The organism is Roseimicrobium gellanilyticum (assembly GCF_003315205.1).
In the GTDB taxonomy this organism is placed as follows: Bacteria; Verrucomicrobiota; Verrucomicrobiia; order Verrucomicrobiales; family Verrucomicrobiaceae; genus Roseimicrobium; species Roseimicrobium gellanilyticum.
Map to the genome: position 1 here is coordinate 884,798 of NZ_QNRR01000001.1, position 17,884 is coordinate 902,681.

General features: G+C 59.9%; 18 protein-coding genes. 11 read left to right on the forward strand and 7 right to left on the reverse strand.

All coding sequences use genetic code 11. From position 1 onward, the window contains the following. Positions 1 to 80 precede the first annotated feature (80 nt). Genes DES53_RS03600 through DES53_RS03610 form a run of 3 tightly spaced genes read left to right on the forward strand, consistent with a single transcriptional unit; the run spans position 81 to position 3,218 of the window. Positions 81 to 1,190 carry a GntR family transcriptional regulator gene (locus DES53_RS03600; protein WP_113957187.1) on the forward strand — a complete coding sequence of 370 codons (1,110 nt, stop codon included), beginning with the start codon at positions 81 to 83 and terminating at the stop codon, positions 1,188 to 1,190. Between the two features lie 60 nt (positions 1,191 to 1,250). Continuing rightward, entirely contained in the window at positions 1,251 to 2,234 is a 984-nt protein-coding gene (locus DES53_RS03605; RefSeq protein ID WP_113956816.1) for a 3-hydroxyacyl-CoA dehydrogenase family protein, read from the forward strand. 33 nt (positions 2,235 to 2,267) lie between these two features. Continuing rightward, positions 2,268 to 3,218 (forward strand): alpha/beta hydrolase, encoded by a 951-nt coding sequence (locus DES53_RS03610; RefSeq protein WP_113957188.1) that lies wholly within the window; start codon positions 2,268 to 2,270, stop codon positions 3,216 to 3,218. A 29-nt stretch (positions 3,219 to 3,247) separates the two neighbouring features. Here DES53_RS03610 and DES53_RS03615 read toward each other — a convergent pair whose 3' ends face one another. Beyond that, positions 3,248 to 4,390 (reverse strand): TMEM43 family protein, encoded by a 1,143-nt coding sequence (locus DES53_RS03615; RefSeq protein WP_113956817.1) that lies wholly within the window; start codon positions 4,388 to 4,390, stop codon positions 3,248 to 3,250. Between the two features lie 63 nt (positions 4,391 to 4,453). Continuing rightward, entirely contained in the window at positions 4,454 to 4,867 is a 414-nt protein-coding gene (locus DES53_RS03620) for a MotA/TolQ/ExbB proton channel family protein (protein WP_245958079.1), read from the reverse strand. 127 nt (positions 4,868 to 4,994) lie between these two features. Between DES53_RS03620 and DES53_RS03625 the strand changes: the two genes are divergently transcribed. The 6 genes from DES53_RS03625 (at position 4,995) to DES53_RS03650 (ending at position 11,818) form a co-directional block, all read left to right on the forward strand. Continuing rightward, positions 4,995 to 6,227 carry an exo-beta-N-acetylmuramidase NamZ family protein gene (locus DES53_RS03625; protein ID WP_113956819.1) on the forward strand — a complete coding sequence of 411 codons (1,233 nt, stop codon included), beginning with the start codon at positions 4,995 to 4,997 and terminating at the stop codon, positions 6,225 to 6,227. A gap of 99 nt (positions 6,228 to 6,326) precedes the next feature. Continuing rightward, complete coding sequence (gene rsfS, locus DES53_RS03630) at positions 6,327 to 6,821, forward strand: ribosome silencing factor (protein ID WP_245958080.1); 495 nt, start codon at positions 6,327 to 6,329, stop codon at positions 6,819 to 6,821. Then, positions 6,818 to 8,074 (forward strand): competence/damage-inducible protein A, encoded by a 1,257-nt coding sequence (locus DES53_RS03635; RefSeq protein WP_113956820.1) that lies wholly within the window; start codon positions 6,818 to 6,820, stop codon positions 8,072 to 8,074. Before rsfS ends, DES53_RS03635 begins: the two co-directional genes overlap by 4 nt. 51 nt (positions 8,075 to 8,125) lie before the next feature. After that, a complete protein-coding gene (locus tag DES53_RS03640; protein WP_113956821.1) occupies positions 8,126 to 10,183 on the forward strand; it encodes a fibronectin type III domain-containing protein in 2,058 nt (685 codons plus the stop codon). 98 nt (positions 10,184 to 10,281) lie between these two features. Then, positions 10,282 to 11,238 carry a type I phosphomannose isomerase catalytic subunit gene (locus DES53_RS03645; protein ID WP_113956822.1) on the forward strand — a complete coding sequence of 319 codons (957 nt, stop codon included), beginning with the start codon at positions 10,282 to 10,284 and terminating at the stop codon, positions 11,236 to 11,238. A gap of 28 nt (positions 11,239 to 11,266) precedes the next feature. Further along, a complete protein-coding gene (locus DES53_RS03650; RefSeq protein ID WP_113956823.1) occupies positions 11,267 to 11,818 on the forward strand; it encodes a thermonuclease family protein in 552 nt (183 codons plus the stop codon). A gap of 30 nt (positions 11,819 to 11,848) precedes the next feature. Here the strand turns inward: DES53_RS03650 and DES53_RS03655 are convergent, their stop codons facing one another. From DES53_RS03655 to DES53_RS03665, 3 genes are all read right to left on the reverse strand, one after another. Further along, on the reverse strand, positions 11,849 to 12,046 hold the full coding sequence (locus DES53_RS03655) for a hypothetical protein (RefSeq protein ID WP_113956824.1): 198 nt from the start codon (positions 12,044 to 12,046) through the stop codon (positions 11,849 to 11,851). A 101-nt stretch (positions 12,047 to 12,147) separates the two neighbouring features. Further along, entirely contained in the window at positions 12,148 to 12,651 is a 504-nt protein-coding gene (locus tag DES53_RS03660; protein WP_113956825.1) for a DUF4142 domain-containing protein, read from the reverse strand. Positions 12,652 to 12,759: 108 nt separating this feature from the next. After that, on the reverse strand, positions 12,760 to 12,963 hold the full coding sequence (locus DES53_RS03665; protein ID WP_147263197.1) for a hypothetical protein: 204 nt from the start codon (positions 12,961 to 12,963) through the stop codon (positions 12,760 to 12,762). A gap of 175 nt (positions 12,964 to 13,138) precedes the next feature. Between DES53_RS03665 and DES53_RS03670 the strand changes: the two genes are divergently transcribed. Then, complete coding sequence (locus DES53_RS03670; RefSeq protein WP_113956827.1) at positions 13,139 to 14,437, forward strand: phospholipase D-like domain-containing protein; 1,299 nt, start codon at positions 13,139 to 13,141, stop codon at positions 14,435 to 14,437. Here DES53_RS03670 and DES53_RS03675 read toward each other — a convergent pair. Next, positions 14,345 to 15,208 carry an endonuclease/exonuclease/phosphatase family protein gene (locus DES53_RS03675; RefSeq protein ID WP_113956828.1) on the reverse strand — a complete coding sequence of 288 codons (864 nt, stop codon included), beginning with the start codon at positions 15,206 to 15,208 and terminating at the stop codon, positions 14,345 to 14,347. The two genes, DES53_RS03670 and DES53_RS03675, sit on opposite strands and share 93 nt — an antisense overlap. 93 nt (positions 15,209 to 15,301) lie before the next feature. On the opposite strand from DES53_RS03675, the gene DES53_RS03680 reads away from it, so the two are divergent. Further along, positions 15,302 to 15,535 carry a hypothetical protein gene (locus tag DES53_RS03680; RefSeq protein ID WP_113956829.1) on the forward strand — a complete coding sequence of 78 codons (234 nt, stop codon included), beginning with the start codon at positions 15,302 to 15,304 and terminating at the stop codon, positions 15,533 to 15,535. Position 15,536: 1 nt separating this feature from the next. Here DES53_RS03680 and glgX read toward each other — a convergent pair whose 3' ends face one another. Further along, positions 15,537 to 17,759 (reverse strand): glycogen debranching protein GlgX, encoded by a 2,223-nt coding sequence (gene glgX / locus DES53_RS03685; RefSeq protein ID WP_113956830.1) that lies wholly within the window; start codon positions 17,757 to 17,759, stop codon positions 15,537 to 15,539. Between the last annotated feature and the right edge of the window lie 125 nt (positions 17,760 to 17,884).

Genomic DNA, 17,884 nt, shown 5'->3' on the forward strand with positions numbered 1-17,884 from the left:
AAAAAGTGCACATGCTACTCCGGGTGAAAATGACCTTGCCGGTAGTGGCAATCTGATATATCAATTTGGCTGTGCCAGCTGTGCTTCCGCTCTCAACTCCGGCCAAATACCGGCAAGTTTTTGATACTCTTCGCCAGGAGATTCTGACTGGGAAATACCAGCCGGGTCAGCGTCTACCCAGCGAGGCGGAGCTTGTGAAGCGGTTTGGGGCTTCTCGGATTACGGTTGGACGCGCGGTGCGTGAGCTACAGCAGCGGCGGCTGGTAGATCGCAAGGCGGGCTCGGGTACGTATGTGCGCGGTGAGAGCGGGCAGGGGATGTCGTTTGGGCTGCTGATCCCCGACTTTGGCCGCACAGAAATCTTTGAGCCGATTTGCCATGGGATGGCGGATGCGCCCCAAGCCTCCAATCACGTGCTCATCTGGGGGCAGGGGACAGGTATGGCTGTGGCGGGGGACATGAGCAGGCAGGGCCGCGCTTTGCAGCTCTGTCAGCAGTATGTCTCGCGACGTGTGGCTGGCGTGTTCTTTGCGCCATTGGAGCGCCTGTCGCCCGATGATGACACCAATGTGCGCATCATGGCTGCGTTCGATCAGGCCGGCATTCCGGTCGTGTTGATTGACCGCGATCACCTGCCGTACCCCCAGCGCAGCCGCCATGATCTGGTGGGCATCGACAACCGCCGTGCGGGATTCCGCATCACTGCGCACCTGCTTGGGCTGGGAGCGCGGCGCATTGCGTTCGTGAGCTATCCTCATTCACCCTCCACCATTGGCGAGAGGCTGGCGGGGTATCGGGAGGCATTGCTCATGCGCGGTGTGCTGCCGGAGCCTGAACTGGTGCGTGAGCTGGAGGGTGACTCCGTCGAAGCCGCCACGGAAGTTGCGAAGTCGCTGGAGGTGGACGCGATCGTTTGTGGGAATGACCGCACGGCGGGTCGCTTGATGCAGGGGCTGGCGGCATGTGGACGGGGTGTTCCCACGGATGTGCGGCTCGCGGGGATCGATGACGTGGGCTACGCCACCTTGTTGCCCGTGCCGCTCACCACGATGCACCAGCCTTGTCGTGAGATTGGCATGGCGGCGATGACGGCCATGCTGGAGCGAACAGCCCGGCCGGACATGCCCGTGCGTGACATCCTGCTGGAGTGTCCGCTGGTGGTGCGTGAATCGTGTGGGGCGAAGTTGTGAAGTCAGCCTCCGCCCACACGCTGCCTATACAAAGCGGCTGCGCTGGCTAGGGTCGCGCGCATGACGGAATCCTCTCTCTCCTCTTCATCAACAATCCCGGCAGACATCAAGCGCATTGGCATCCTGGGCGCAGGTCAGATGGGCGCCGCAGCAGCGGTGATGTTTCGCAGGGCTGGATTCGAAGTGAGGCTGTGGGCTCGGCGCGAGGAGAAGCTTCGTGAATCCAAGGTCGCATTGGACGCCGTGGAGTCTTTCCTGGATGAGCATTTCGGAACCGTAGATGGCAGTGGTGGCGAGTTGCATCTGGAGCCTTCTCTCGTGGAAGTGGATGCCACGTCGGATGCGGTGTTGGAATGTGTGGTGGAGGACATGGGGGAGAAGATGGATCTCCTGAAACAACTGAAGAGCTGCCGCCAGCGTGATGCTCTGGTGATGACGTGCACGAGCGCTCTTTGCATCTCGGACATGGCTGCCGGCAGCGGCATGGAACCGGTGCTCGTGGGAGCACATTTCTGGAATCCACCTCATCTGATTCCGGTGGTGGAGATCATTGGAGGAAAGGACACTCCAGGCATGCAGGTGGAGCGCGCCATGGCTCTGATGAAGAGTGTGGGCAAGATTCCCGTGAAGTGTGCGGATGTACCTGGCTTCGTGGGGAATCGTCTCATGCATGCCATGTGGCGTGAGGCCCTGGCCATGGTGGATGCCGGGGTGTGCTCCGCGGAGGACATCGACCGCGTGGTGAAGTGGACCTTTGCCCTGCGCCTGCCTGCGCTGGGGCCGATGGAAAATATCGATCTGGTGGGAGTCGGTCTCGTGCACCGGGTCGAGTCGTATCTCTTCCCACATCTTGCCACGAATGCCGTGCCCTCGGATGCCCTGAGCTCACGATTGAAAGGCGGTGAGACCGGAATGGATGCGGGCCGGGGGTTCTACGATTGGAAGGAGCGCGATGCGAAGGCCACGGTGGTGCTCAGAGATCGTCAAATCGTGAGACAGTTGCAATTCCTCCGGGAACAGGGCGTTTTTGACAATCCTCAATAGTTTCACTCCTCCATGCTGAGTTTCTCAAGTTTCATGAACATCATTCCCCGGTTCTTCCTTTCCCTTTCCATCATCACGCTGGGCCTGGCCCAGATCAGCGCGCAGGAAGTCGAGCGCATTCGTGATGTCATCTACACAAAGCACGATGGTGTGGCGCTGACCATGGATGTCTTCAAACCGGAGAAACCGAATGGTGCGGGCATCATCAAGATCATCAGTGGCGGATGGAAGTCGAACCACAAGGGCATCAGCGATGGTGGTTGGCCCCAGGCGGGATACACGACCTTCGTGGTGGTGCATGGCACGCAGCCGCGTTTCCAGGTGGAGGAAATCGTGGCGGACCTGAATCGCGCGGTGAGATTCATCCGCGCCAATGCCGCGCAGTACGGTGTGGACCCCAACAAACTTGGCGTCACTGGCAGCAGCGCAGGTGGGCATCTCAGCCTCATGCTGGCGACGCGCGGTGGTGCTGGCAACCTGAAGGCAGAAGACCCAGTTGACCGTGAAAGCAGCTCGGTGAATGCCGTGGCTTGTTTCTACCCTCCCACGGATTATCTGAACTGGTTCGAGGATGGCGACAATGCGGTGGGCATTGGCAAACTCGCCGACTATGCGGGTGCCTTCGGTCCGAAATGCTCGACACCTGAAGGCAGGGAGGCCTTGGGGAAGGATCTCTCACCCATCTACTGGGTGCACAAGGGACAGCCACCCATCTTCATCGTGCATGGTGATGCGGATCCGCAGGTGTCGATCACGCAGGCGCATCGCTTCTTCAAGAAGTGCGGTGAGGTGGGGACGCCGTGTGAGATCTTCATCCGCGAAGGCGCCGGTCACGGTGGCTGGCAGGAGATGACGGGGGACACCGCACGCATGACGGAGTGGTTTGATCTCCAGCTTCTGGGCAAGCAGCCGGCCAAGCCTTTCAAGCTGGGTATTTCCTCCGGGCCGAGTACGCCGGTGAAGAAGCCTGCGGCGACGCGCTGAGTCGATTCGTCCGGGGGCAGCGGCCGTGCTCAGCCCACGGCCGTCTTACGGTACTTCATGCCCCAGCCAATACCGATCACCGCGATGATGAACAGCAGCGCGATGGTGAGCAGCGGACGGTAGGCGAACCATGCAGTGCCGATGACCAGCAAAGAAAGCATCACGGCGAGCACGGCGCTGAAGAGTGTCACGCCCGTAGACAGCAGCCGGCTGATGAAGGGAACAGCGCGGCCCAAAGAGGCAAGCGGATTGAAGAGGAGTCGGATGCCTACGAAGACAAAAATGGTTCCCACGAGGCGGATGGCCCAGGTGAAGGCGATGTTCTCTTTCACCGCGCGGTCGAACATGGCATGCGCAGCCACATGTCCGGAGGCTACCAGCTCGATGAAGGTGCCTGCTTTGGTGGGATAAGGTGTGATGGAAGTGCCGGACTGGCGTCCGACGATGCTATAGGGACCGGGCTTGAGGATCTGCCACGTCACCTTGAGGTCACCGATCTGGGGCATCTGCGGATTGGCACCGAAGTATAGGCCTCCATCTTGCAACTGCGGAGGATTGGGTTCCGTGAAGGTGTAGGAGTTTTCGCCCACTGGCAGCGCAAGGCCCTCGCCGAGCTTCACCACCAGGCCTTCGGGAAGATGAAAGGCGCCGATGGCGGCATCTTTTGCCGTCCAGCTCTCGCCAGAGAATCGCCAGGTGGTCGGATTCGTGTGATTGAGGGGCTGGTTGAAGGAGGTTGAGTTGATGGGGGTCTCGTCCCAGACTTTGTCGTACGTGTATACCGTGGTGCCGTTGCGACCGCTTTCATTGCTTTGGTAGGAGGTCTCGGACTTCTCTTTCCACTGGTACATCTGCACCTTGCGCATAAGGCGCAGCGCAGGCTGCTTGATGCCAAAGGCGAGGTCTTCGAGAGGCGCTTTCGTGACCGCATTGCCGGAGAGATGCACCAGCTTGGAGTCGTTCTGAGCGTCGACCTTCGCAGCGTCGACAGGGACGACGATGGACACTCCCTCAGCGAGCCCTCGAGCCGTCCGGATGGCCCGGCCTTCGTTCTTCCAGAGCACCACGATGAAAATCAGGAGGAGCAGCAGACCGATGCCGGAACTGATGAGCGTGGCCTTCACTCCCTGCATCAAGGAGTTGGAGGCGTTGCCGGGAAGAGGTGGTCGCATGGAAAAGGGGGCACTGGTAGGTGCGGCCAATCTCTAGCGCTGAATTTTCTCCTCGCAATGTTCTCACGCAGGCGAGGTCGTGCCATCCAGCTTTACCGGGAAAAATTCGTGCCGCTTGAGGAGCGCGACCGCGAGGAGGAACAGGCCAATCGGAAACAACGGCGCACCCCAAATCACACCCTCGACAATGAGAAACCAGAAGAGCCACTTTTCGCGATAGGAGGTGGCGAGGACAGCAACGCCCATCAGGATGGCTCCGATGGCAGCGATTCCAAGGCCCGCAGCGGTGCTCCACAGCACATGCCCGATGGCTGCACTCAGTCCGCTGGGGTCCGCCACACCTGCGGTTCCCAGAGTCTCAAAGGCCCTGGTCATCCCGATGACCGTGCTAGCCAGGCCAATCAGTGTGGCCAGCTGCATCCATGCGCCAGTCTTGGCGAGTCTTCTGCCGGTGACATGGGAACTCGATGTATTCATGGCTTCGCCGAATGATACGATCTTGTGGGCTTGTAGCGCACGTTTTTTTCCACGATGGGCTGCGTGAGCTTGGTTTCCTGAACCCTCCCTCGCTTGCAATTGGAACCCTTTCCGGCGATGGAGGGCGATGAACCTCCGAACCCTCATCCTCGGCGTGGCTGCCACGCTGATGCTGGCCAGTTGTACCACGCCCAAGCCGCAGGTGCATGGACCCGTGAATGGCGGTCCCTTCCGCTTGGGTGTCGACGTGCTCGCGGGAAACAACTGGGATCTGCTGCGTGGCAAGAGAGTCGGCCTGATCTGCAATCAGACGAGCATGACGGCCGGTGGTCTCACCACGCGCGCGGCGATGAAACGCGGTGGCGTGAATCTGGTGGCGCTGTATGCGCCGGAGCATGGCATCGATGGCACCATCAAGGCCGGGGTGCATGTGCGGAATGTGCGTGATCGGCAGACGGGACTGCCGGTGTACTCGCTCTATGGTGACACACGCAAGCCCACGCCTTCCATGCTGGCACCGATCGATGTGCTGGTGTTTGACCTGCAGGACATCGGCTCGCGCAGCTACACCTACATCTCCACCATGGTGCTGGCGATGGAGGCATGCGGCGAGAACGGGAAGGAATTTGTGGTGCTGGATCGTCCCAATCCCCTCGGAGGCATCCGTGTTGAGGGACCTCCAGTGGAGTCGCGGTGGAAGTCCTTCGTGAGCCAGGTGAATGTGCCCTACGTCCACGGCATGACAGCGGGCGAACTCGCGATGATGACGCTGGGCCAGGGATGGGTGAACCGCCGTCCCGCGCTGCGGGTGGTGAAAATGACAGGCTGGAACCGCGGCATGCTGTGGGACAACACCGGTCTGCGCTGGCACCGCACCTCGCCGAACATCCCGCACTCCACCTCGCCGGTGTATTACGTGACCACGGGCATCCTCGGTGGTGCAGCGGCGGTGGACGTGGGCATCGGTACGGAGAATCCCTTCGGCTACGCAGGGGGCAGTGGCGTGAATGGGGCCTCCTTCTGCGGCTACTGCCAGCGGCTGGGCTTCCCTGGGGTGCGCTTCACCCCGTACAGCAAGAATGGCTTCGGCGGCGCGAGACTGGCCATCGATCCGCGCACCCCGGCAAATCTCACCGCCCTGGATGTGTACATGCTCGCCGAGCTGAACCGCCAGACGCGGGGTCGCGTGCTGGGCAGGATGTCCGCCTCCCAGATCAACCTTTTCAACAAGGTGTACGGCAGCGATTCCCTCCGCCGCGACCTCATGCGCGGGGTGCCACCGCAGCGCATCGTTTCCTCCTGGAAGGGGTTTGAGCAGGGATTCCGCTCCAAACGGCAGGCGTACCTGATGTATCCCTGACGCAATCTCACCAGAGAAACCACTGGACGCCCGGTGGGTTTCTCTGCGACAAATAGGCCAGCAAGGGCCCGGCCCATTCATTTTTTCTCAAACTCACTGATGGCAAAGAAAGCAGCAAGCAAGAAGGCCGCCAAGCCGGTGGCGGCGGCTCCCTCCAAATTCGAAGGCGAAGCGATGGCAAAGGCCGCCGCGAACTACGCGGATGACAAGAAGGCGGAGGACATCGTGATCATGGACGTGCGCGGCATCTCGCCTGTGACGGACTACTTCGTGATTTGCAGCGTGACCTCCATGCCGCAATTGCGCGCCGTGCGTGACGAGATCGAGTACCAGTTCAAGACGGAGCACCATGCGCGTCCTCTCGCCGGGGATCGCAATCTGGAAAGCCTGTGGCTCATCCTGCACTACGGGGACGTGATGATTCACGTCTTCCACAAGGACAAGCGCGACTTTTACGCGCTCGAGGATCTGTGGAGCGATGCCCCCGTGGTGTCGTGGAGTCCCACACTTCCTGCTGCCGCGGCGAAGAAGACCACTGCCAAGAAGGCAACAACCAAGAAAGCTGCGAGCAAGAAGGCGACGAAGGCCAAATGAAGATTGAGCTCATCAACACCGGCACGGAGCTGCTGATTGGTGACGTGATCAATACCAACGCGGCCTGGCTGGGGCAGAAGCTCGCCGAGCTGGGCCTCTCCGTGGAGCGTGCTACGGTGGTGCCGGATGGCATGGCCATTCAGGATGCCCTCGGCGAAGCCTGCCGCCGCTCGGATGTGGTGATTGTCACGGGTGGGTTGGGACCAACCTCCGATGATGTTTCGAGAGAAGCGGCGTCCGCAGTGCTCGGGCTGGCCATTGATGTCAGTGATGCCGTTCTGAAGGAGCTGACGGAATTCTTCGCCCAGCGAGGCAAGCCCGTGAATGAACACAACAAGCGGCAGGCCATGGTCCCGCATGGCGGCATCACGCTGCCCAACAAGCACGGCACGGCGCCGGGTGTGTTTCTTCCCGCGGCGTTGGGGGAAAGCCGGGGGCTCAGCTGCGCCGTGTTTCTCCTTCCAGGGCCTCCTCGCGAGCTCAAGCCGATGATGGAGCATGAGGTCATTCCCCGGCTGCGCGAGATGCTGCCGGGTGGTGAGGACCGGGTGTGCCGGTATTTCAAGTTCACTGGCCTTGGTGAGTCAGACATTTCCATGGCGCTTCAGAATGGCCTGGAAGCCATCGGAGGCCTGGAGATTGGCTACTGTCTCGGAAAAGGAGACGTGGACGTACGTCTCAGCGGACCTGCCGGGGCGATTGAGCGGGCCGGGGTGTTTTGCCGGGAGGCGCTGGGAGAGTATCTCATCTCCGATGATCGCCGCCTGGTCGAGGAGGTGTGTGTCGCAATGCTCTCGGAACGAGGGCAATGGGTGGCCACGGCTGAGAGCTGTACCGGCGGACGGATCGCTGACCGGCTGACGAATGTGAGCGGTGCCTCGAGGGTGCTTGGTCACGGCTTTGTAACCTATGCCAACGAGGCAAAAACCCTTCATCTGGGCGTTCCCCCAGAGCTGATCGCGGCTCACGGAGCGGTGAGTGAGCCAGTGGCGGCCGCGATGGCTGAAGGCTGCCTGCGCGTGAGCGGGGCGGACCATGCCGTGGCGGTGACGGGGATTGCCGGGCCCACAGGCGGTACCCCGGAGAAGCCCACGGGCACCGTTTTCATCGCACTCGCGTCCAAGGGGCAGCCCGTGGAGGTGCGGAAGCGGTGGTTCAGTGGTGAGCGGGAGCGGTTCAAAATCCTCACCAGCCAGACGGCTCTTGACTTTCTGAGGCGCCGCCTCAGCGGGTATGGCTTGCCGATCTCCTGAAGATCTGTCACAGTGTTTTCCCGTATTCTTGGGAGGATACCCCCGATCCGCATGTCATTCTCCGTGCCCAGCATGAACTTCTGGCGTCCCGTCACACGTGTGGCGGGCTTGAGCCTCGTCCTCATCCTCTCGTGCGGGTCCCTGACGGCTGACCTGGCCACGGGTGTCTCGAAGAAGGAAAAAGAGAAGGAGCGTCGGGACAAGGACGACAAGAAGCGTCCCGAGCCTGCCTACCTTCCAGAGGCGCGTCCAGTGGCCATGCGGTTTGTGGCAGGCCAGTCTGTCGACATTGAGTTGAGCGCTGCCTCGGGAACGGTCCGGCAGGTGGAGTTCCTCATTCGCCAGACGCCCCAGTATGGGACGCTTTCGGCCATCCGGCCCCATGTGTCAGATTCCAGCAAGGCGGTGGTGACCTATACTCACAGCTCGCCGCAAGCTTCCCTGGCGGATAATTTCACCTTTGCCTGCCGTGTAGCGGACAGTAGCTGGTCAGCTCCTGCCACAGTGACCTTGGTAGGTCAGAGGATGGAACCTAAAATCGAAGTCATCGAGAACCCCTCCTTCGGAAGAATCTTCGCGGGTGAGGAGAAGCTGTCGAGAGTGACCGTGCGGAACGTGGGCAGTTCGCCTCTCGAGAAGACGCTGGACTGGCAGGAGCCCTGGTCCGGTCCGGCAACCTTGAGTGTGCCAGTGGGCGCCACTCAGGAGTTCCTGGTAACCTTCCGACCCACCAAGGCGGGCGAGTACCGGCAGGACATGGTGATTCAGCCGGGGATCACTTCCAGCCGTGTGATTTTGTATGGGGACAGTGCATTGCCCTTTTCCGTGAGCCCGAGCCGGCTTCATCTGGACTTCAAGGAAACCACCGGGGAGAGGGCGGCCATGATCTCGCTCGTGAATGCACGGGATGTGGCGGTGAAAGCCGAGGTGGCACTCCCTCCGGGCCTTCAGGGACCTTCGGTGGTGGAACTGGCGCCTTCTTCCAGAGTCGATGTGCGCCTGTACCTGCCCGAGAATCATGTGGAGAAGTTCTCCGGTAAGGTGGCCATCAAATCGGGGGATTCATCCACGACGGTGGATATCGATGCCAAGCCCACTCCTGCGACGATGAGAGTTGTCTCTCCCACGGAGAGCGAGATCGACTTCGGCAGGGTCACTGGCAGGTACAAGCCTACCCGCGAGGTGGTGGTGGAGAATCGTGGTGGTGAATCACTCGTGGTGGAGGCGAAGGCAATCACCCCCTTCGCATTGGAGGGAGCGGGTGGTGCAGTGACCATCGAGCCCCGCCAGCGCCGTGTCTTCAAGGTATCCTTCCAGACCGACCGTCTCGGTCCGCAAACCGGGCACGTGGAACTCTTGAGCGGGACTGGCCGCATCCTGGTGCCTCTGAAAGTGGAAGTGGAGGAGGCCAAGGCCTCGGAGACCGTGGCCTCGGCACAGTCCGGCTCGATGCAGACGCCGGCTACAACGCCGAAGGTGCAGCCTGCCGTATCCGAAGTGCAACCGGCGCGCGTTTCTGCATTTCCGTCGGCCCCGGTGGCTTCTTCGACCCCTGATACAGAGACGCCCGCCGAAGAGGATGAAGTGGTGCTGCCCAAAAGGACCCGTATGCAATCGGCCATGCTTGCGCTTCTTGCCACCAGCGGCATGCCATTGCCCAAGGGGTCAATCAATCCTTACCTCGACAAGGTGCGTGGTCTTGGTGTGAATGAGCGTGATTCATCGTCCATAACGGTTTCGTGGGAGAAGCCCTCCGTGATGCCTTCCGGCTGGACCGTGGAACTGGCGAGCATGGCCTACAATCAGGAATACAACTCCTTCGTCAAAATCTGGACGCGATATCAAAACTGGAAGCCTGCTGAAGTGGGAGATGAAAGGATTGGCATTCGCCTGTTCGCACTGCGACCTGGGGAGCAGTATGAAATGCGCGTGATGGGCGTGGACCGTGAGGGAAAATTCTCGAAGCCGTCGGATCCCATTCTCACCAGCACGCCGGATTCCTGGCGCGTGCCTGCCTGGGCCTGGCGATTGATGATCGTAGGGGCTTTGAGCCTGGTGGGATATGTCTTGTTCCGGATGCGCCGGGGTGACTTCCTCGTCGAGGCCTGACAATCGTGAGCCTCCGATTGTCATCGGATTGCTGAAATTCGTGCGTGACCGGTTGCGCGCAGAGCGCCCATCTCCATGGTGTGCCGCATTGTCTGCCAATGACGCCTCCGCTTCGTTTCCAGCCCCTGTACCAGACGCGCGTCTGGGGGGGGCGACGGCTGGAGAGTGTGCTGGGACGCGAGCTGCCGGATGCCCAGCCCTACGGGGAAAGCTGGGAGCTCTGCGATCGCGTGGAGCACCAGAGCCGTGTGATGGGCGGGGTGTACGAGGGGCTGAGTCTGCATGACCTCTGGACGCAGCATCGCGAGAGGGTGTTTGGCAGACGTTACGTGAATCATCCGGCAGAGCGTTTTCCCATGCTGCTGAAGGTGCTGGATTGTGAGGACGTGCTTTCCCTTCAGGTGCACCCTCCGGCTTCCATTGCCGCCAGACTCGGCGGGGAGCCAAAGACGGAGATGTGGTACGTCATGGATGCGAGTCCCCGGGCGACCATCTATGCAGGCCTGCGCGCGGGCGTCACTCGCGATGACTTTGTGCGCGCGCTGGACGTAGGACAGGTCGCAGAATTGGTGCACCGGGTCCGTCCACGGAAGGATCAGTTCATGTTCGTGGAGAGCGGTCGTCTTCACGCACTTGGCGCCGGGCTGATGGTGTATGAAATCCAGCAGAACAGTGACACCACCTACCGCGTCTTTGATTGGAACCGCGTCGGCCTCGATGGGAAACCGAGGGAACTGCATGTGCCGGCGTCCCTGGCCAGCATCGACTTCGCGGATGTCGAGCCTGCGCTTCAGGAGTCGGGGCCGGAAGGCACTCTTGCCTCATGTCCCTGGTTCGATGTTTGCACTGCTGACGCCCTCGCGGGCGAAAGTGTGCCCTTGAAAACTCCTGAGGACTTTGTCTGCATTGCGGTGATGGAGGGCAGTGTCGATCTCGAGGGCGTGGTCGCTGGAAAAGGCTCATTGTTGCTCGTGCCGCCTGTCGATTCTAAAGACCCGCTTCGCGCCGTGACGGCGGTCTCAGATTCACGTTGGCTGGAGATTCGCCTTCCGTAAGGTCACTTCTATCCATATATTTTTTTCCATGCTTCAGAAGACTGTCGTACGCCTGATGCTGATGCTGACCATCGTGTGGTCTGCTGCATGCACTGGCTCAACGACGACCCGGCCTGAAAGGGCGTCACCCGGAGGGGCGGAGGCAGCGGACCTGGGTTTCGAATCCATCACGCGGCCTGCAGCACAGCATCGGGTAGTGAGAGTGAGCGATGGGGACACTGTCACCCTCGTCTCAGATGGAGTGACCCACAAAGCAAGACTGTCGGGTATCGACGCGCCTGAAATGAGCCAGGACTATGGAAATGCCGCAAGAGATGCCCTTGCTGCCATGGTGCGGGGTAAGGCGGTTACCTTCACGGACTCAGGACAGGATCGCTATCAGCGGACCCTTGTGCATCTCTACGTCGATGGAATCGACGTGAACTTGCAGCTGGTCAGGCAGGGCATGGCCTGGCAGTATCGCGCGTACTCCAATGATCCCGGCCTCGCTGCTGCCGAACAGGAAGCACGCGCAAATCGCCGTGGTCTCTGGGCAAAGCCCAATCCTGTGCCTCCTTGGGATTGGAGACGCCTGCGTTGAGTAGCGGCTGGTCCGGAAAGCGAACAGGTGCTAGTGATGAACCTCTCCATCGACAGACTGATCGCGCGACATGCGGCGCAACTCATCGTAGGCCAGTTTGCGATCTTCGTCGGTGACGCGTGAGTGGCCGTGACGTTTGGCTACCTCCGCTGCCCTCACTTCGATGGGATCAGGGCTGCCGGGTTTGGGCACAGTATCACGGACAATGGGTTCTGCTTCAGTGCGCATGACAAGAATGGGATCAGAGTGGTAAACTTTCTGCCCGGGGCAACTGACGAGCCATGCGGCTCTCCAATTGCACACCGGGCAGGGTTGGGAATCAGGGTCGGTTACTTCTGAAGACGTTTGATGTGCTCCAGGTGTCCTTCAATCGTGGGAAGGTTCTTGGAGGCGAATGCCTTTACATCACCGTCTTTCGCGTTTTCGGCGGCATCTTTGAAGTTCTTCACAGACTTCTCATGTCCATCCTTCAGAGCTTCGAGGAATTGCTTGTCGAACTCTTCACCGCTGTACTTTTCCAGGTCCTTTACCATGTCAGCACCTTTCGGAGCGATGACGGCAGAGAGCTGGGCTCCCTTGTTGCCGGCAAGCGTTTGCAGTTCGGTGTTGAGCGCGGTGTGGTCCTTGATCATGGTTTCTGCCAGCGCCTTCACTTCAGCACGCGTGGCCTTCTGGGCGCCAAGTTCCGCGACTTTGACTTCTGTCATTCCGCTCTCGGCAGACATCTTGACGAATTTCTCATCAGATGCATTGAGCGAGCTTGGGTCCTTTGCACTCACGAAGAAAGCTGCAGCAAGCGATAGGCAGGCGATGGAGATGGCTTTAAGTTTCATGGGATCGTTTTGGTTTGGGTTACCTAGGCGTATCGCGACCTTGCCATGGGGTGGATGCGTCGCGATGGTAACACTCGTGATTCCGTGAAAGGCATTGTGCACGAGCCTTTAAAATGTGGCAGCAGTGAGACCCACGCGGCCACGCTGCAGCATGACATCACTCAAGGGGGAGGAGGGATCATCTGATGCACGTGAAGGCTCATCAAAGATGCGCTTCTCATCGCGCTCCATGGCGACGGAACTGGGATATCCGGTGTCCATGCTGGCACAGCTCACGGCGAGAAATGGAATGGCAAGGAGTAACAGTTTCATAAGGTTGTTGGTTTTCTCCGAATCGGGCAGGATTCCGAAATTGGCCGGGAAAAGAATTTTCAACGTGAAGCCAGCCGCAGATGTCGTTGCCGGGTAGTGTCCCAATGGAAAAATGGTGGGGTGAAGGCCGATTGCACGACTGGCTGCGAGATCAGGGAAGCGCGGATGACTTTGTATGAGATCAGCCTCCCGACACACCAAAGGTAAAGAACGCTCCTCAAGTGGATCCCACCTCACCACGGCACTCGTCAGCGGTCTTGCTGCCACGGTGCTGGCGCGAAACTTCTTTGAGAGTGAAAAGAAGGTCACCCACGCCATCGTCACGGACTATGGGGTGGAGAGTCCGGTTTTTCGACGTACAATCAGCCACATGCTGGGGCCGCCCTTCGTGGATGGGAATGATGTGCGGATTCTGAATGACGGGGCAGAGATTTTTCCGGCGATGCTTCATGCCATCAGCCAGGCGAAGCACTCCGTGACGTTTGAAAACTTCGTCTTCACCAGCGGCCGGGTGACACGGCAGTTTGCCGGCGCCTTTGCGGAGCGCTCGCTTGCCGGGGTGAAGGTGCACGTGCTTCAGGATGCGATGGGCTGCAACTGCATCCACGGAGAAGAGTTTCGCGTGATGAAAAAGGCGGGGGTTGAGGTGGAGGTCTTTCGCTATTTCAACCTCCGTTTCAACGAGCGCACCCACCGCAAGCTGCTCATCATTGACGGAAAGTCCGGCTTCATTGGCGGAGTTGGCATTTCTGACGATTGGGATGGCCATGGTGACCGGCCCAACATCTGGAGGGACACCCAATACCATGTGGAAGGTCCCGTGGTGGCGCAGATGCAGCAGGCTTTCATGGACAACTGGATTCAGACGCGTGCCTGCGTGCTGCATGGAGATCACTACTTCCCACACATTGAGAAGAAGAACGGGATGAACTGTCAGGTGTTCAAGAGTTCATCCTCGGAAGGGGCGGACAGTGCGCGCCTGCTGTTCCTCTTCGCGATCGCAGCGGCGCGGCGAACGATCCGCATCGCGAATGCATACTTCATTCCAGATGACCTCACTGTGCAGACGCTGGTGGAGGCGCGGGCTCGCAACGTGGACGTTGAGATCATTGTGCCTGGGGAACACACGGATCGGCAGCTGGTGCGCAAAGTGGGACGGGCGCGATGGAAGAGAATGATCGAGGCGGGCATCAAGTTTTATGAATTCCAGCCCGCGCGATTCCACCCCAAGTACATGATTGTGGACGAGTACTTGTCGTGTGTGGGCTCATGCAATCTCGACAACCGGTCCCTGCGCCTGAATGAAGAGGCGAATCTCAACATTCTCGATCGCGATTTTGCAGCGGAGCACGTGGATATCTTCGAGAGAGACAAGGCCAGGTCACGAAGAGTCGCCCTCCAGGAGTGGCGCTCCCGTCCCCTTGGGGAAAAGGTCGTGGGACTGCTGGGATGCGTCTTGCGCTCCCAATTGTAACACGGGAACCTGCAGGTCAGCGATCAGTGGAAGATGATCCGAAGCCACGCGTGCAGGAGGCACACGGCCAATCTCCACGGACTCCACGGATACGTCCGGGGACACGAAGATGTAGTCCAGTCTCAGCAGCGGTAGCCGGGAAGGGAAGGTGGGACGGGCCCGGAAGAAACTGCCCACGCGCTGTACATCCGTGAGCCTCGCCGAGAGCCTGCGATAGATGCGTGAGACCGGGATGTCATTGAGGTCCCCGCAAAAGATCGCAGGTTTTCTGCAGTCAGGATGTGACAGCCACTCCTCGCTGAGAAGCGCATCCACCTGATTGCGCCGCTCCCTATTACTCAGTCCGAGATGCGTGTTCATCACCTGGACCACGGCGTTTCCCTTCTTCACGGTGATCCACAAGGCGCCACGAGGCTCGAAGGCAAGGGGGGAGGCGGCGGTGGGAAGCTTGCCACCTTTGATTAATTGGAATGGCCACGGGGTAAGAATGGCGTCCCCGTATTGCTCCTCAGGCAGGGGATGCCACGCGGGGTGAAAATGACCCTGCATGCCGAGATGCTCAGCGATGAGGTTCGCCTGATGGCTGCCGCCACTGCGACGTCGTGCAACATCCAGCTCCTGGAGTGCCACAATGTCCGGGCTGTACATGCGGATGACGGTGGCGATGCGCTCCACGTCGAGCCGGCCATCCGTGCCCACGCAAGCGTGGACATTGTAGGTCATCACGCGAATCGGGACCGTGCTGGGTGGGTGATGTTTGACGTCACTCATGCTTGCAACCATGCAACCGGACGAGGCTGGCGATCCATGCACGCGGTGCCGTGGCACGACGCGAATAGGATTTGCTGAACCTGACTTTTTTCCATGAATACTCCACCTTCCCGCGCCCCGCTCGTGACCACCAGTGCTGAAGAAGCAGCCAACATGATGATGAGTGAAGGCGGACCCGTGAGGTCTGCCGTGCCTGAGTCACCCAAGGTGAGCACGCACTCTTCATGGTCTGAGATTCAAGTGACGGTTGAACGGCATCCTTTGACGACGCTGGCCGTGGCATTCTCGGTGGGTTTCCTGGCGGGCATCTGCACCAAGTTCGACTAGACTAGACGGCGACCACCGCCGCGACGGACTCCGCCGGGACATTGGTGCTCGCGGGTGCTTCTGCCGGCGCTGGCGCAGATGCGGGAGTATTCTTCTCCACCGGCTTCGGCTTTGCTACGAAGATGGCGAGTGAGCGCGCCTGAACCTTGAACTTATGAGACTCGCTCACGCGGGTCTTTCCGGAGATGTCAGAGGTAGTGGCGCGGGGAGTCCAGAACCGTGCCCCAAAGGTGGGAGGCATCACGCAATTGAGGTCTTCGTGGTGGGCGTTCATGAGGACAAAGACTGAATCACTGACCCGTGGCTGGCCTTCTTCGTTGAGCTCGTTGAGGCTGTTCCCCGGCAGCAGCATGCCGAAGCACCGCACAAAGCCTGCGCTCCAGTCCTGGTCGGTCATCTCGCGCCCTTCCACGTTCCACCAGATCACATCCTTGGGCAGTCCTTCAGAGGGTGGCTGGCCGGTGAGGAAGTTCTTCCTGCGGAGGACGGGTTGCTCGTTGCGGAGGGCAATGAGCGTGGTGACGAACTTTTGGAGCTCCGCTGCATCCTTGTCTTCGTGCCAGGGCAGCCAGGAAATCTCATTGTCCTGGCAGTAGGCGTTGTTGTTTCCCTTTTGAGTACGCCAGCGTTCGTCGCCAGCAGTGAGCATGGGTGCGCCCTGTGAGAGCAGTAGAGTGGCCAGGAAGTTGCGAACCTGGCGGCGGCGGAGACGATTGATTTCGGGATCGTCAGTTTCTCCTTCGATACCGCAGTTCCAGCTCGCGTTGTTGTTGTCACCATCGCGGTTGTCCTCGCCGTTGGCCTCGTTGTGTTTGTTGTCGTAGCTCACGAGATCCCGCACGCAGAATCCATCGTGTGAGGTGATGAAATTGACGCTGGCATGCGGATTGCGTCCGCTGTGGTTATACAGGTCTGCGCTGCCAGACAGGCGCGCCGCCAGCTCTCCTGCGTGGCCCATGCCCTTCCAGAATTGACGCACTTCGTCGCGATAGCGCCCATTCCACTCAGCCCAGCCGGTGGGGAAGTTGCCCACTTGATAACCCCCCATGCTCACGTCCCACGGTTCGGCAATCAGCTTCACCGTGGAGAGCACGGGATCCTGGCCGATGGCATCGAAGAAGGAGCTGAGCTTGTTCCACCCGTGAAGTTCCCTCGCGAGGGCACTGGCGAGGTCGAAGCGAAAGCCATCGACATGCATCTCGGTGACCCAATAGCGCAGGCTGTCCATGAGCAGCCGGAGTCCTGCCTGGTGCTGCATGCTCAGCGTGTTGCCACATCCAGTGAAATCCTCGTAGTAGCGTGGATGCTCCTGTGAGAGGCGGTAGTACGATGCGTTATCGATGCCCCGGTAACACAGCGTGGGTCCGCATTGGTTTCCCTCAGCGGTGTGGTTGTAGACCACATCCAGGATCACTTCGATGCCCTCTGCATGGAGCCGCTTCACCATGCCTTTGAATTCATGCATCGCTTGGTGAGGATCCTTGACCGAAGCGTAGGCGGGCTCAAAGGCAAAGTAGGAGAGGGTGTTGTATCCCCAGTAGTTGGTAAGCCCCTTGTCGATGAGATAGGAGTCATCCAGGTGATGGTGGACGGGAAGAAGCTCAATGGCAGTGACGCCCAGCGATTTGATGTAGTTCATCGCTTCGTCTGAGGCGAGGCCGGCATAGGTGCCGCGCAGGTGCTCCGGGATGGTGGGAAACTGCTGGGTGAAGCCCTTCACGTGGAGCTCATAGATGGTCGTGCGGTGCCATGGCGTTTGCGGCGGGCGATCGTTGCCCCAGTCGAATCCTGTATCAATCACGGCGCTCAACGGGGCGTACGGTGCGGAGTCGCGCTCGTCAAAGCTGAGGTCCATCGCTTCATGACCGGTGGTGTAACCAAACAGTTCCGGGCTCCATTTCATGAGCGTCCTGCCCATGGCGCGACCGTAGGGATCCATCAGCACCTTGTTTGAGTTGAAGCGCTGGCCGTGTTCCGGGGAATACGGGCCATGCACACGGTAGCCATACTTCTGTCCGGGTCTGATTCCGGGCACGAATCCGTGCCACACTTGATTGGTGCACTCTGGCAGCGTCAGCCGCGTTTCTGTGTCGTCGTCAGCGAAGAGACAAAGTTCGACCTTTGTCGCATTGGCGGAGAAGAGCGCGAAATTCACGCCGTCTGGTTCAAGAGTGGGACCGAGGGGGACTGGTTTTCCGGGACGGACGATGATAGGGTCGCTCATGGCGGGGTGCTTTTTTGGCGGTAGTTGCATCGCAATCAGCCGTGCGACCGGTTGTGAAAATCCCGCAACCTGCATGGAGAAATCCGAAGGTGTGCAGTGATGCCAGGGGAACCGGAAAGAATGCT

Coding starts and splice junctions, on each gene's coding strand:
- DES53_RS03640 (WP_113956821.1), top strand. CDS start 8,126: ATGTCATTCTCCGTGCCCAGCATGAACTTCTGGCGTCCCGTCACACGT.
- DES53_RS03680 (WP_113956829.1), top strand. CDS start 15,302: ATGAATACTCCACCTTCCCGCGCCCCGCTCGTGACCACCAGTGCTGAA.
- DES53_RS03645 (WP_113956822.1), top strand. CDS start 10,282: ATGACGCCTCCGCTTCGTTTCCAGCCCCTGTACCAGACGCGCGTCTGG.
- DES53_RS03625 (WP_113956819.1), top strand. CDS start 4,995: ATGAACCTCCGAACCCTCATCCTCGGCGTGGCTGCCACGCTGATGCTG.
- DES53_RS03635 (WP_113956820.1), top strand. CDS start 6,818: ATGAAGATTGAGCTCATCAACACCGGCACGGAGCTGCTGATTGGTGAC.
- DES53_RS03620 (WP_245958079.1), bottom strand. CDS start 4,867: ATGAATACATCGAGTTCCCATGTCACCGGCAGAAGACTCGCCAAGACT.
- DES53_RS03650 (WP_113956823.1), top strand. CDS start 11,267: ATGCTTCAGAAGACTGTCGTACGCCTGATGCTGATGCTGACCATCGTG.
- DES53_RS03655 (WP_113956824.1), bottom strand. CDS start 12,046: ATGCGCACTGAAGCAGAACCCATTGTCCGTGATACTGTGCCCAAACCC.
- DES53_RS03675 (WP_113956828.1), bottom strand. CDS start 15,208: ATGAGTGACGTCAAACATCACCCACCCAGCACGGTCCCGATTCGCGTG.
- DES53_RS03670 (WP_113956827.1), top strand. CDS start 13,139: ATGAGATCAGCCTCCCGACACACCAAAGGTAAAGAACGCTCCTCAAGT.
- rsfS (WP_245958080.1), top strand. CDS start 6,327: ATGGCAAAGAAAGCAGCAAGCAAGAAGGCCGCCAAGCCGGTGGCGGCG.
- DES53_RS03660 (WP_113956825.1), bottom strand. CDS start 12,651: ATGAAACTTAAAGCCATCTCCATCGCCTGCCTATCGCTTGCTGCAGCT.
- DES53_RS03665 (WP_147263197.1), bottom strand. CDS start 12,963: ATGAAACTGTTACTCCTTGCCATTCCATTTCTCGCCGTGAGCTGTGCC.
- DES53_RS03615 (WP_113956817.1), bottom strand. CDS start 4,390: ATGCGACCACCTCTTCCCGGCAACGCCTCCAACTCCTTGATGCAGGGA.
- glgX (WP_113956830.1), bottom strand. CDS start 17,759: ATGAGCGACCCTATCATCGTCCGTCCCGGAAAACCAGTCCCCCTCGGT.
- DES53_RS03610 (WP_113957188.1), top strand. CDS start 2,268: ATGAACATCATTCCCCGGTTCTTCCTTTCCCTTTCCATCATCACGCTG.
- DES53_RS03605 (WP_113956816.1), top strand. CDS start 1,251: ATGACGGAATCCTCTCTCTCCTCTTCATCAACAATCCCGGCAGACATC.